Source organism: Actinomadura atramentaria DSM 43919, from assembly GCF_000381885.1.
Taxonomy (GTDB): Bacteria; Actinomycetota; Actinomycetes; order Streptosporangiales; family Streptosporangiaceae; genus Spirillospora; species Spirillospora atramentaria.
The window spans coordinates 431,119-443,749 of record NZ_KB907208.1 but is presented as its reverse complement, the minus strand read 5'-3'; the positions used below and the strand labels follow the sequence as shown (position 1 = coordinate 443,749).

At 74.2% G+C, this 12,631-nt stretch carries 15 protein-coding genes; 4 read left to right on the top strand and 11 right to left on the bottom strand.

Features of this window, described 5'->3' with window-relative positions; genetic code table 11:
- Window positions 1–16: 16 nt before the first annotated feature.
- From G339_RS0102075 to clpS, 6 genes are all read right to left on the bottom strand, one after another.
- A complete protein-coding gene (locus G339_RS0102075; RefSeq protein ID WP_019629417.1) occupies window positions 17–289 on the bottom strand; it encodes a MoaD/ThiS family protein in 273 nt (90 codons plus the stop codon).
- An 85-nt stretch (window positions 290–374) separates the two neighbouring features.
- Window positions 375–518: a hypothetical protein gene (locus tag G339_RS38415; RefSeq protein WP_157407242.1), complete on the bottom strand. Its 144-nt coding sequence runs from the start codon at window positions 516–518 to the stop codon at window positions 375–377.
- A gap of 41 nt (window positions 519–559) precedes the next feature.
- On the bottom strand, window positions 560–1,009 hold the full coding sequence (locus tag G339_RS0102065; protein ID WP_019629415.1) for a M67 family metallopeptidase: 450 nt from the start codon (window positions 1,007–1,009) through the stop codon (window positions 560–562).
- 57 nt (window positions 1,010–1,066) lie between these two features.
- Window positions 1,067–2,080, bottom strand: a complete 1,014-nt coding sequence (locus G339_RS0102060; RefSeq protein WP_019629414.1) for an MEDS domain-containing protein — start codon at window positions 2,078–2,080, stop codon at window positions 1,067–1,069.
- A 52-nt stretch (window positions 2,081–2,132) separates the two neighbouring features.
- Complete coding sequence (locus tag G339_RS0102055; RefSeq protein WP_019629413.1) at window positions 2,133–2,696, bottom strand: DUF2017 domain-containing protein; 564 nt, start codon at window positions 2,694–2,696, stop codon at window positions 2,133–2,135.
- Window positions 2,689–2,985, bottom strand: coding sequence for an ATP-dependent Clp protease adapter ClpS (clpS, locus tag G339_RS0102050; protein ID WP_019629412.1), 297 nt, complete (start codon window positions 2,983–2,985; stop codon window positions 2,689–2,691). The genes G339_RS0102055 and clpS overlap by 8 nt, the downstream gene beginning before the upstream one ends.
- Before the next feature lie 140 nt (window positions 2,986–3,125).
- Here clpS and G339_RS0102045 point away from each other — a divergent pair, with 140 nt between their 5' ends.
- The 3 genes from G339_RS0102045 (at window position 3,126) to G339_RS0102035 (ending at window position 5,711) form a co-directional block, all read left to right on the top strand.
- Window positions 3,126–4,430 (top strand): nicotinate phosphoribosyltransferase, encoded by a 1,305-nt coding sequence (locus G339_RS0102045; RefSeq protein WP_019629411.1) that lies wholly within the window; start codon window positions 3,126–3,128, stop codon window positions 4,428–4,430.
- A 64-nt stretch (window positions 4,431–4,494) separates the two neighbouring features.
- Entirely contained in the window at window positions 4,495–5,073 is a 579-nt protein-coding gene (locus tag G339_RS0102040) for an isochorismatase family protein (protein WP_019629410.1), read from the top strand.
- Window positions 5,070–5,711, top strand: a complete 642-nt coding sequence (locus G339_RS0102035) for a gluconokinase (RefSeq protein WP_240489728.1) — start codon at window positions 5,070–5,072, stop codon at window positions 5,709–5,711. The genes G339_RS0102040 and G339_RS0102035 overlap by 4 nt, the downstream gene beginning before the upstream one ends.
- A gap of 8 nt (window positions 5,712–5,719) precedes the next feature.
- On the opposite strand, the gene G339_RS0102030 is transcribed toward G339_RS0102035, so the two are convergent.
- The 3 genes from G339_RS0102030 to G339_RS0102020 all read right to left on the bottom strand — a co-directional run bounded on the left by G339_RS0102030 (window position 5,720) and on the right by G339_RS0102020 (window position 8,439).
- Complete coding sequence (locus G339_RS0102030; protein ID WP_019629408.1) at window positions 5,720–7,465, bottom strand: DEAD/DEAH box helicase; 1,746 nt, start codon at window positions 7,463–7,465, stop codon at window positions 5,720–5,722.
- 157 nt (window positions 7,466–7,622) lie between these two features.
- A complete protein-coding gene (locus tag G339_RS0102025) occupies window positions 7,623–7,856 on the bottom strand; it encodes a DUF3039 domain-containing protein (protein ID WP_026341062.1) in 234 nt (77 codons plus the stop codon).
- Window positions 7,857–7,866: 10 nt separating this feature from the next.
- Window positions 7,867–8,439 carry a YqgE/AlgH family protein gene (locus G339_RS0102020; protein WP_019629406.1) on the bottom strand — a complete coding sequence of 191 codons (573 nt, stop codon included), beginning with the start codon at window positions 8,437–8,439 and terminating at the stop codon, window positions 7,867–7,869.
- 170 nt (window positions 8,440–8,609) lie between these two features.
- Here G339_RS0102020 and G339_RS0102015 point away from each other — a divergent pair, with 170 nt between their 5' ends.
- Window positions 8,610–9,233 (top strand): hypothetical protein, encoded by a 624-nt coding sequence (locus G339_RS0102015; protein WP_019629405.1) that lies wholly within the window; start codon window positions 8,610–8,612, stop codon window positions 9,231–9,233.
- Between the two features lie 405 nt (window positions 9,234–9,638).
- On the opposite strand, the gene G339_RS0102010 is transcribed toward G339_RS0102015, so the two are convergent.
- Complete coding sequence (locus G339_RS0102010) at window positions 9,639–11,021, bottom strand: NAD-dependent malic enzyme (protein WP_019629404.1); 1,383 nt, start codon at window positions 11,019–11,021, stop codon at window positions 9,639–9,641.
- Between the two features lie 281 nt (window positions 11,022–11,302).
- Window positions 11,303–12,274 (bottom strand): tetratricopeptide repeat protein, encoded by a 972-nt coding sequence (locus G339_RS0102005; protein WP_157407241.1) that lies wholly within the window; start codon window positions 12,272–12,274, stop codon window positions 11,303–11,305.
- Between the last annotated feature and the right edge of the window lie 357 nt (window positions 12,275–12,631).

The following is a 12,631-nucleotide window of genomic DNA, read 5'->3' as shown; positions in this document are numbered from 1 at the left end:
ACGGAATCCGCTTGGCTCAGCCGCCGGCTACGGCCGGGAGGATGGTGACGTTGTCGCCGTCGGAGACCGCGGCCTCCAGCCCGCCGAGGAACCGGACGTCCTCGTCGTTCAGGTAGACGTTCACGAACTTGCGCAGCCCCTTGTCGTCCACCAGCCGGTCGCGCAGACCGGGGTGGCGGGAGTCCAGGTCGCCGAACAGCTCGTCCAGCGTCCCGCCCTTGCCCTCGACGGCCTTCTCGCCGCCCGTCAGGTTCCGCAGGATCGTGGGAATCCGGACCTCGATCGCCATCGCGAAGCTCTCCTTCAAGTCGCAGGTGTGCCCCCGCCACCAGTGGACAACGGGGCGGGGCGCACGGGAAATTCCGGGGGTCGTCTCAGCGCGATCGGGGACAGTCGTAGACGATCTGGCCGCGCGAGTGCCCGAAGAGGAAGCTCTGCACCGGCGCGGCCCCCGCGCGGTGGGCGGCGCGGCGGGGATACGGGCGCGCCGCGCCCGTCACCTGCCCGCTCGTCACCATGCTCGCCATTTTACCGATTCGAAGTCCCGCTCCCGGACGCGTCAGCCCGCCGGCTCCACGACGACGACCTCTTCCTCGACGACCTCGGCGCCGACCCGCCGACCGCCCTCGAAGTCCCCGCCGACGATGCGGAAGGACCGGAACTCGGTCTCGGTCTCGTCCCGGGTGGACACCAGCACGTAGTGCGCGTCCGGCGCGTACGCGGCGTACGACACGTCGGTGCGGGACGGGTACGCCTCCGTCGCGGTGTGCGAGTGGTAGACGATCACGATCTCCTCGTCCAGGTCGTCCACCTCCCGGTCCAGCTTCAGCAGCTCGACGGGGTCGAACTTGTAGAAGGTCGGGGACCGTTCCGCGTTCGTCATCGGGACGAACCGGACGGGCCGGTCCGCTCCGGCGGGTCCGGTGACCACTCCGCACGCCTCGTCGGGGTGGTCGGCGCGCGCGTGCGCGACGATCTGGTCAACCAGGGCACGAGCGATCGTCAGCATGCCCGCTAGGGTACCCGCGCGGTTTCGGCGGACCCGTGCCGGTTCACCCGTGCCGGTTCAGCGGGGGACGCGGAGCCGGACGCGCGTCCCGTGCGCGCCCGTGCGGATCTCCACCAGCGAGCACAGCCGCCGCACCGCCCACATCGTCGCGGCCCGGCGGTGCGCGTGGGCGCGGGCGCGCGGCGGGGCGCCCGCCGCCGCGGGCGCGCCCGGCGGCAGCAGCCCGAAGTAGCCCGCCGCCAGCCGGTAGCGCGGGTCCAGGACGTCCCCGACGAGCTCGCCGCCCTCCGCCCAGACGCGGATCTCCGCCGCGCCGCCGCCCTCCCGCAGCGCCATCGTGACGACCTCGTTCACCGCCAGCACGAACGGCAGCGACCGGTCGCCGGGGACGCCCAGCCGCGCGGCCTCCAGCGCCAGGAACTCCCGGACGTCCGGCAGTCCGCCGGTCGCGAACGCGCGGCACGCCGCCCCGGCGGGCGGGTCCGGCAGCGGCTCGGCGTCGCACCGGGCGCAGAAGTCGCCGGGATCGACGAACCCGCCGCTGGGCCGCGCGCCCGCGCCGTCCACCAGCTCGGGGTGGGTGCGGGCGGCGTCGGCGAGGACGGGCGTCGGCAGCGACCGGGTGTCGTAGGCGCACATCAGCCGGGTCGGCGTCCCGGCGAGCGCGACGTTCAGCAGCGCCTCCAGGCGCTTCCACTCGCGGACCTCGCGGGCGGCGCGGCCCGCCCAGACCGGTTCGGCCAGCACGCGCAGCGTGCCGCGCGGCCACCAGCTCGCGCGGGCGCGCTCCTCCAGGTCGCCCAGCGCTTGGACGGGGGTGCGGAACCAGGCTCCGGCGTCCAGGAACTCGACGTCCTCGACGCCGTCCGCGCCGAGCCGGTCGTGCAGGACCTCGGCGGTGCCGGGGGCGAGGACCGCGACGGTCGGCGCGCCCGCCGCGCGGCCCTCGGCGAACAGCGCCCCCGCGACGCGGGCGAACTCGCCCGGCGACCCGTACAGCAGGGCGGCGTGCGCGGCGCCGCCGTGCCGTCCGGGTCGGCGCACGGACTCGAAGGTCGACTCGAACGTCATCGCGCCGTCCTCCCGGGAAGCGGCCTCGGACCGCCCAACGTACCAACCGGGGCTACTCGAGGGCGTACACCAGAGCGGACTGGAACGCGGTCAGCCAGTCGTAGAACGCGTAGAGGGCGGCGCGCGGGTCGGCGGGGTCGAGGTCGGGGCGGTTGTCGCCGTCCTCGTCGATGTCCAGGCGGGTGCCGATGACCAGGCGGACGTCGTTCACGGCGCGCATCCAGCCGACCGCGCCGGCCTCGTCCAGCTCGGCCGTCAGCTCGTCGTCGGCGGTGTCGAGGACGTCGAGGACCGCGCGCGCCGTCTCGCGCTTGGCGTCGCGCAGGCCCAGTTCGGTGAAGCGGCGGAACTCGTCGGCCGCCGCGTCGTCGTCCCGGTAGCCGTCCGGGAACAGCCGGGCGAGCGCCGGGTCGTCGGGGCGCTCGGCGCTCTCCGCGATGCCGAACGCGGCGAGGCCCGACGCGTCGTCCGGCGCGTCCCCGACCAGGTCGAGCAACTGCTCCATCAGCGCGCGCAGCAGGCCCGCCGCGTCGCTCCCGAGCCGCACCCGGACGCCGCCGGGGCGCGCGCCGACCTGGAACCAGCTCGTGTTCGACTCGTCCGCGCCGTCAGTCATCCCGTTTCACCGTCGCCCACAGCCCGTAGGAGTGCAGCACCTCGACGTGCCGCTCCATCTCCTCGCGGCCGCCGTTCGCGACGACCGCGCGGCCCTTGCGGTGGACGTCCAGCATCAGCTTCTCCGCCTTCGGCTTGGCGTAGCCGAACACCCGCTGGAACACGTAGGTGACGTAGTCCATCGTGTTGATCGGGTCGTTCCAGACGAGCGTCAGCCAGGGCCGGTCCGTGTCGGCCGCCTCCCCGAGGTCCGGGCGTTCCAGCTCGACCGGTGCCGGTGCGCTGCTCATGACCGCCTTCCTTCCTCGCGCTTCGGACGCGCCCGCCGCGCGGCGGGCGCACGCCGTTTCCCCCGATGCTATGCGGATCGCGCGCGGCCGACCTGAGCGGCGGCGCGCCGGGTCGTGGCCGTAATGTTCTTTTCGTGGACATGCGCGAGAGCACCGGGCTGCTGACCGACCAGTACGAGCTGACGATGCTCCAGGCCGCGCTGCGCTCGGGCACCGCCGACCGGCGCTCGGTGTTCGAGGTGTTCGCGCGGAGCCTGCCGCCCGGCCGCCGGTACGGGGTCGTCGGGGGCACCGGCCGCGTCCTGGACGCCATCGCCGACTTCCGGTTCGACGCGGACGAACTGGACTTCCTCACCGGCAGGGGCGTCGTGGACGAGCCCACCGCCGCGTGGCTCGCGGACTACCGCTTCACCGGCGACGTGCGCGGCTACGCCGAGGGCGAGTGCTTCTTCCCCAACTCCCCGATCCTCGTCGTGGAGGGCACGTTCGCCGAGGCGGTGCTGCTGGAGACCGTCGTGCTGTCGATCCTCAACCACGACTGCGCCATCGCCGCCGCCGCGTCGCGGATGGCGCTCGCCGCCGGGGACCGGCCGCTGATCGAGATGGGGTCGCGGCGCACCCACGAGCGCGCCGCCGTCGCCGCCGCGCGCGCCGCGTACGTCGCCGGGTTCGCCACGACGTCGAACCTCGCGGCGGGCCGCGCCTACGGCGTCCCGACCGGCGGGACGGCCGCGCACGCGTTCACGATGCTGCACGACAGCGAGCGGCACGCGTTCGCGGCGCAGCTCGACTCGCTCGGCAAGTCCACGACGCTGCTCGTCGACACCTACGACGTGGAACGCGCCGTCCGGACGGCCGTCGAACTGGCCGGGCCCGAACTCGGCGCCGTCCGCATCGACAGCGGCGACCTCGGCGAACTGGCCCGCCGCGTGCGCGGCCAGCTCGACGCGCTCGGCGCCCGCGACACCCGCATCATCGTCACCGGCGACCTCGACGAGTACGGCATCGCCGCGCTCGCCGCCGCGCCGGTGGACGGCTACGGCGTGGGAACGTCCCTGGTGACGGGCTCGGGCGCGCCCACCGCGTCGCTGGTCTACAAGCTCGTCGCCCGCGCGGACGGGCCCGGCCCGGACGCGCCGCTGCGGTCCGTCGCCAAGCGGTCCACCGGCAAGCCGACCGTGGGCGGCCGCAAGTCGGCGCTGCGCCGCGTGGACGTGCGCGGCACCGCCTGCGCGGAGGTCGTGACGGTCGGCGACGCGGCGGCGGGCGCGCGAGACCGCGCGCTGCAGGTCCCGCTGGTGGCGGACGGCGAGATCGTCGGCCGCGAACCGCTCGCGGCGGCCCGCGACCGGCACCGCGCCTCGCTGGCCGAGCTGCCGCCGCAGGCCCGGCAGTTGTCGCGCGGCGAACCGGCGATCCCCACGGAGATCGTCGCGGGCGGGTGAATACCCGGCACCCGCCAGGGGAGATACTTCACGAGAGCGGACGAAGGGGCGGCATGGGGGCGGTATGGGCAAGGCGCTGATCATCGTGGACGTGCAGAACGACTTCTGCGAGGGCGGCTCGCTGGCGGTCGGCGGGGGCGCGGCGGTCGCGGCCGCCGTGACGCTGCACGTCGCCCGGCACCGCGCCGAGTACGACCACGTCGTCGCCACCCGCGACTTCCACCTGGACCCGGGACCGCACTTCTCCCCCGAGCCCGACTACGTCGAGTCGTGGCCGCCGCACTGCGTCATCGGGACGCCCGGCGCGGACTTCCACCCGGCGCTCGACCTCGCCCCGATCGAGACGGTGTTCAGCAAGGGCCGCACCACCGCCGCCTACAGCGGCTTCGAGGGCGCCGACGACGCCGGGACGCCCCTGGCCGACTGGCTCACCGCCCACGACGTCACCGACGTGGACGTCGTCGGCATCGCCACCGACCACTGCGTCCGCGCCACCGCCGCCGACGCGGCCCGCGCGGGTTTCCGCACCCGGGTCCTCCTGGACCTGACGGCGGGCGTCGCCCCCGACACCACCGACCGGGCCCTGACCGAACTCCGCGCGGCGGGCGTCGGACTCACCGGCACCCCCCTCCCGGCAACGTGACCCGAAACAACCCCCACAACCCCGAAACCCCCGCTCCCGGCACGGGCGAGGGCGCTCCCGACGCAACCGCCGACAGCGGCGCGGGCGGCCCGGACGCGGTGGCGGAGGCCGCGGCGCGCGGGACCGACCACGCGGCGGCGGCCGACCTCCCGCCGGTCATCCTCGTGATGGGCGTCGCGGGCAGCGGCAAGTCCACGATCGGGCGCATCCTCGCGCGCCGCCTCGGCCGCGACTACGAAGAGGGCGACGACTTCCACAGCCCCGAGAACGTCGCCAAGATGGCCGACGGCACACCCCTCACCGACGAGGACCGCCGGCCCTGGCTCCGCGAGATCGCCGCCTGGCTGCGCGACCGCGTCGAGTCCGGCCACCCCGTCGTCATCAGCTGCTCCGCCCTCAAACGCTCCTACCGCGAAATGCTCGGCGCGGGCGAGGACATGCTGATCGTCTACCTCGACGGAGCCCAGGCCACCATCGAGGCGCGCATGCGCAGCCGCATGGGCCACTTCTTCCAGGCCGAACTGCTCAACAGCCAGTTCCACGACCTCGAACCCCCCGGGCCCGACGAGGCACTGGTCGTGTCGATCGAGGGCACGCCGTCGGAGATCGCAGAACGGATCGTGACGGCTCTGCGCTGACGCGCCCGTCAGTTCCGGCGGCGGGACGCCCATTCGCGGATCTTCTCGATGCGGCGGCGGACCTCCGTGCCGCTCGCCTGGGCCAGCGGGGGGCCGCCGCAGGTGCGGCGCAGTTCGGTGTGGATCACGCCGTGCGGCTGGCCCGTCCGGTGGCTCCACGCCCCGACCAGGCCGTTCAGCTCCTTGCGCAGGGCGTGCAGGTCCTCGGCGGCCGTGCGGTCCTGCCGGGGATCGCCCGTCCTGGTCTTCCGCTCCTTGGCGATCTGCTCGGCCTGCCGCTTGCGCAGCAACTGCCCCACCTGCTCGGGCTCCAGCAGCCCCGGGATGCCCAGGAACTCCTCTTCCTCGGCGGAACCCGGCGCGGCCTGCATGCCGAACTCGCCGCCGTCGTACAGGACGCGGTCGAACGTCGCCGACGCCTCGACCGTCTCGAACGACAGCTCCTCCCCCACCGCGTCGGGCGTGTCCCGCTGCCGGTTCGCCTCCGCGAGCAGGTCGTCGTCCAGACCGTCCTCGCGGACGGGCCGGTCCAGCACGTGGTCGCGCTCGGTCTCCATCTCCGCCGCGTGCCCCATCAGCGTCGGCACCGACGGCAGGAACACCGACGCGGTCTCCCCGCGCCGCCGCGCGCGCACGAACCGGCCGATCGCCTGCGCGAAGAACAGCGGCGTGCTCGTGGACGTCGCGTACACGCCGACCGCGAGGCGCGGGATGTCGACGCCCTCGGACACCATCCGCACCGCGACCATCCACCGGTCGTCGGACGCGGCGAACGTCTGGATCTTCCTGGACGCGCCCGGGTCGTCGGACAGGACGATCGTCGCCCCCTGCCCGCACACCGCCCGCAGCATCTTGGCGTACGCGCGCGCCGCCTCGTGGTCGGTGGCGATGACGAGCCCGCCCGCGTCGGGGATCGCGCGGCGCAGCTCGGTGAGCCGCCGGTCGGCGGCGGCGAGCACCTGCCGCATCCAGTCGCCCTTGGGGTCGAGGGCGGCGCGCCACGCCTGGGACGTCTGGTCCTGGGTGAGGGGTTCGCCGAGCGTCGCGGTGATCTCGTCGCCCGCGCGGGTGCGCCAGCGCATCTCGCCCGCGTACGCCAGGAAGATCACCGGGCGGACGACGCCGTCCGCCAGCGCGGGCCCGTACCCGTAGGTGTAGTCGGCGCGGCTGCGGCGGATTCCGTCCGGCCCCTCCTCGTACTGGACGAACGGGATGGGGTTGATGTCGGTGCGGAACGGCGTCCCCGACAGCGACAGCCGCCGCGCGGCGGGCTCGAACGCCTCGCGCACCGCGTCGCCCCAGGACAGCCCGTCGCCCGCGTGGTGGACCTCGTCGAAGATCACCAGCGTCTTGCGGGCCTCGGTGCGGTTGCGGTGCAGCGGCGGCCGCGCCGCGACCGTCGCGTACGTGACGGCGATGCCGTGGAACTCGCGGCCGACCGCGCCCTGCCCGTTCTGGTACTCCGGGTCGATCTTGATGCCGACGCGCGCCGCCGACTCCGCCCACTGCCGCTTCAGGTGCTCGGTCGGGCAGACGATCGTGATCGCCGCGACCAGGTGCCGGTCCAGCAGCTCGCGGGCCAGCCGGAGCGCGAACGTGGTCTTGCCCGCGCCGGGCGTCGCGACGGTGAGGAAGTCGCGCGGGCCGGGGCCCGACCCGTCCCGGCCGAAGTACGCCTCCAGCGCCTGCTGCTGCCAGGCGCGCAGGGACGACGCGGTCCCCCAGGCGGCGCGTTCGGGGAACGCGGGGGGCATGTCGGGTGCGGCGAAGGTGCTCACGGTCTCCGAAGGCTACCCAGTCCGACCGACAGAACGCGCGCGGCGGCCCCGGATGCGGCGAGCCTCCCGTCCCCGGACCCGGGCACAGGACGGCCCCGGCCCCGCGCGGAGGCCGGAGACCGCGCCGCTCGGCTCAGTCGCGCCGCATCGTGCTGTAGATCTCCTTGCACTCCGGGCACACCGGGTACTTCTCCGGGTTCCGGCTCGGCACCCAGACCTTGCCGCACAGCGCGATCACGGGCGTGCCGGTCACCGCGCTCTCGGTCATCTTGGTCTTGTCCACGTAGTGGGCGAACCGCTCGTGGTCGCCGTCGCCCTGGGACAGGTCCGGCCGGGTGTCGCTCTCGGGAAGGATCTTCGTGCTCACGCTCGCCACCTTAGTTCAGCGTCGGGTCGTCCGGAAAAGTCGAGACGAAGGCCAGGTCGCCGCCCTGGCGGCGCAGGACCTGCTGCCAGAGCCGGTCCGGCTCGCCCGCGAAGACGTCCCCCGACTCGGCGGGCACCAGGTACCAGGCGCCCTCCTCGATCTCCTTGCGGAGCTGTCCCGCCGACCAGCCCGCGTACCCGGCGAACACGCGGAGCTGGAGCAGTTCCGCCGCCAGCAGCGACGGCGGGGCGTCCAGGTCCACCAGCCCGACCCGCGCGACCTCGTCGCAGTCCAGCCCGCGCCAGCCGAGCGGCTCCCCGTCGCCGGGCAGCCGCGCCAGGGCCAGCGCGTTGTCCAGGGCGACCGGGCCGCCCTGGAAGACGAACGGCGGTCCCGTCACCAGTTCGGCCCAGGGCGGGAGGATGCGGTCCACCGGGACCTCCGTCGGCCGGTTGAGGACGACCCCGAGCGTACCCCCGGCCGTCTCGTGCTCCACGACGAGGACGACCGTGCGCCTGAAGTTCGGGTCGTCGAGCTGCGGGGTCGCGACGAGCAGGACCCCGACCCTGATGCCGTCTTCCATGCAGTCAATGATGCGCGTTCGGGGGTCCGCGCGGTACGTCCGGCCGTCCGTTGCCCTGTAAGCCCTTCCTATCCTCCCGGATATCGGCAGACTGAGAGTGTCCGTGAAGAATCGCTTACGATCATCTGCCACCCGCCCGGCACGCGGCCCGGCGGGGCGGGGAGGACGCGATGCAGTTGCCCAGGGTCGTCATCGCCGCCGTGTTCTTCGTGATCGGGCTGGTCATCGCGGTGCCGCCGCTGGTGAAGTGGGCCACCGAGTCGGACGCGTCGGGCCCGAACAAGACGGCGCCGTCGGTGTCTGCGTCGCCGACGCGCTTCCCCGTCGCGGTGACGATCGGCGCGGTGTCGTGCCCGGCGCGCAAGGTCACGATCGACGTCCGCAACACCTCCGGCGACAGGACCGACCTCGCCGTCGAACTCGACGACGGCACGCCCGCCGTCCCCGTCACGCTCGACGGCAAGGCGTCCCGCGCGACGACCGTCACCCTGCGGGAGGACCGCCGCACCGAGGTCCGCGTGACGGTCCACGGCGTGGCGGTCCTGTCGAAGTACCTGAAGGCGAACTGCAAGAAGGCCGCCGCGGCGCCCACGCACAAGCCGTCGCACGCGCCGTCGCACAAGCCCACCCGCAAGCCCGACAAACTCCCCCACACCGGCCCCGACTCCGGCGTCCTGTGGGCCCGCGGCGCGACCGGCGCCGCCGCCCTGGTGACCGGCGCGATCATCCTCTGGTACGGCGGCGTCTGGCCCCGCCGCCGAGAGAAGATCTTCGCGGGCAAGAACGCCCGCTAGAACCCGAGGCACGCGTCCGGGGTTCAGACGACGCACGCCCGCCGGTGACTCTGGGAGTTCCGGCGGGCACACGGCCGCGAGCCACAGGGGGTTCGGACGGCCGAACGCGCACAGAAACCCGTGGGATCACTGGCGGGCGCATGGCCGCGAGCCACAGGGGGTTCAGACAGTCACACGCCCACAGTGACCCCGGGGGTTCCGGCGGGCACACGGCCGCGAGCCACAGGGGGTTTGGACAGTCGCACGCCCACAGTGACCCTGGGGGGTTCCGGCGGGCGCACGGCCGCGAGCGTCAGCGAGCGGCCGGGCGCGCGCAGCGCGAAGGGTCGCACCGCAGCGGAGCGCCAGCGGAGCGAGGATGCGACGCTTCGCGCCGCGGGGGGCGTGGGGGGTCGCCCCCCACAATTACACGCTCGCGTCGCGGACCGCGCCCGCGACGCGGCTCGCCACGTCCGGGTGGAAGACGCTCGGGATGATGTAGTTCGGGCCCAGTTCCTCGGGCGAGACCACTTCGGCCAGCGCGTTGGCCGCCGCCGCCAGCATGTCCTGCGTGACGCCGTTGGCCTGCGCGTCGAGCAGGCCCCGGAAGACGCCGGGGAACGCCAGCACGTTGTTGATCTGGTTCGGGTAGTCGCTGCGGCCGGTGGCGACGACGGCGGCGTGCTCGCGGGCCTCGTCCGGGGAGACCTCGGGCTCGGGGTTGGCGAGGGCGAACACGATCGCGCCGTCGTTCATCGTCGCGATGTCGTCGCCGGTGAGGATGCCGGGCGCGGAGACGCCGACGAAGACGTCCGCGTCCTTCACCGCGCCGCGCAGGTCGCCCGCGTAGCCGTCGGCGTTGGTGTGCTCGGCGATCCAGCGCAGCGAGTCGTCGAGGTCGTCGCGGCCGCGGTGGACCGCGCCCTTGAAGTCGCAGACGACGACGTGCCGCGCGCCCGCGTGCAGCAGCAGCCGCAGGATCGCGGTGCCCGCCGCGCCCGCGCCCGCCATCGTGATCCGCACGTCCCCGATCTTCTTGCCGGTGACGCGCAGCGCGTTGGTGAGCGCCGCGAGGACGCAGATCGCGGTGCCGTGCTGGTCGTCGTGGAAGACGGGGATGTCCAGCAGTTCGCGCAGCCGCGCCTCGACCTCGAAGCAGCGCGGCGCGGAGATGTCCTCCAGGTTGATGCCGCCGAACGCGGGCGCGAGGATCTGGACGGTCCGGACGATCTCGTCGGTGTCCTGGGTGTCGAGGCAGATCGGCCACGCGTCGATCCCGGCGAACCGCTTGAACAGCGCCGCCTTGCCCTCCATGACGGGCAGCGCCGCCTCCGGGCCGATGTTGCCGAGGCCGAGGACGGCGGACCCGTCGGTGACGACCGCGACGCTGTTGCGTTTGATCGTCAGCCGCCGGACGTCCTCGGGGTTGCGCGCGATGGCCAGCGACACCCGGGCGACGCCGGGCGTGTACGCCATCGACAGCTCGTCGCGGGTGCGCAGCGGCACCTTGGACTGCATCTCGATCTTGCCGCCGAGGTGCATGAGGAACGTGCGGTCGCTGACCTTGTGGATCTTGATGTCGGCGATGCGCTCCAGCGCCCCGGCGATCTCCTCGGCGTGCGCGGTGTCGCGGGTGGCGATCGTCACGTCGATGCGGAGCGTCTCGTGCCCGGCGGTGTTCACGTCGAGGGCGGTGACGATGCCCCCGGCGCTCTCGACCACGTGGGTGATCTGGCTGACGGCCTTGCCGCCCGCCGGGACCTCCAGCCGGACGGTGATGGAGTACGAAACGCTGGGCACGCTCGCCACGACACTGCTCCCTCTTCGCTTGCACGGTGCGACCGCGCCCGCCGGCGGACGCGGGCCGCGGACGGGCGGTGGGCTCGGGCAGCCCCGGGGCGCGGGCGCGCGGGGGTTGAGAGAGCCGCGGAGCGGCGTGGGCCGGCCGGGCCGGACGGGCGCTGAACGGGCGCCTGCCGGGGCGGCCGCGCGGGCGCGGTCCTTGCCGTCGAGCATACGCCTCACCTGCGCGTCGCCACGCCCCGAACCCGCACCCCGCCCGCCCGCGCGGACGGGCGGGGGCGGGACTTCTAGAACAGAGCGGCCTGGAGCGCGCGGCGGGCTTTGCCGACGCGGGGGTCGTCCGCGGGCATGATGTCGAACAGCGCGAGCAGCCGCTTGCGGGCGGCGTCGCGGTCGTCCCCGGCGGTGCGCCGGACGGTCGCGACGAGCCGGTCGAACGCGGCCTCGACCCGGCCGCTCACCATCTCGACGTCGGCGGCGGCGAGCTGCGCGGCGACGTCGGCCGGGGCGGCGTCCGCGTCGGCGAGCGCGCGGCCCGCGTCGACGGACTGGACGCGCTCGCTGAGGTCCACCAGCCCGAGCCCGCTGCGCGCCTGCTCGTCGCGCGGGTCGCGCTCCAGCAGCTCGGCGAACTTCGCCCGCGCGACGGTCAGGTCGCCGCTCTGGAGCGCCTCCTCGGCCTCGATGAGCACCGGGTCGAGCGGCGGCCCGGCGGGCGCGCCCGGCGCGGGCTCGCCCTCGGCGGCGTCCGGCAGCAGGCCCTCCTTGCGCAGCGCCTCGAAGAGCTGGTCGATCGCGTCGCGGACCTGCGGCTCGGGCGCGGCGCCGTTGAGGAACGGCAGGAGCTGCCCGGCGACGACGGCCGCGACGAACGGGATGCCGCGCACGCCCATCTGCTGCATGTACGCGGCGAGCTGCGGGTTGGCGTCGATGTCGACCTTGGCGAGGACCCACCGGCCCGCCGCCTCGGCCGCGAGCTTCTCCAGGATCGGGCCGAGCTGCTTGCACGGGCCGCACCACTCGGCCCAGAAGTCCACCAGCACCGGGACGGTCTGCGAGCGCTCGACGACCTCGGCGTTGAAGGTCTCGTCGGTGACGTCCACGACGTGCGCCCCGGCCGCCGCGGGCGCGCCGCCGGGCGCCGCGCCGCCCGGCCCGCCGGCCTGCTGCCGCTCCTGGCGCTCCTGCCGCTTCTTGGCGGCGGCCTGCCGGGCCCCGAGATCCACGGCCCCGTACAACGAAAAGTCCCGAGAAGGCATGGGTCCATCCTGCCTCATCGCACCGCCCCCCGGTGCGCGCGCCGGGCACCCGCGCGGACGGGCGCGGCGCAGGGCGGGACGGGCCGTCCATCCCGCCGTAATGCGGACCGGGCAGGTGCGGGCGGACAGAGCGGAACATAAATGCGAAAGAATGCCCTTTCCGGTTAGGCAAAGAATCCGCCGTCCAGCGGCTGAGAGCAAAAGCAGGATGACAGCGATAACCAAGGCTGGTTATAGTCGCAATGTCGATGCCCGGTGCGACGGCGGCGCAGTGCCGCCGGAACCGAGCGGCCATATCAGATGGCCGCCGGCGGCAGGGGGGAAACGGTCGGCGGACGCCGAGTCCGCCGCGGGCCG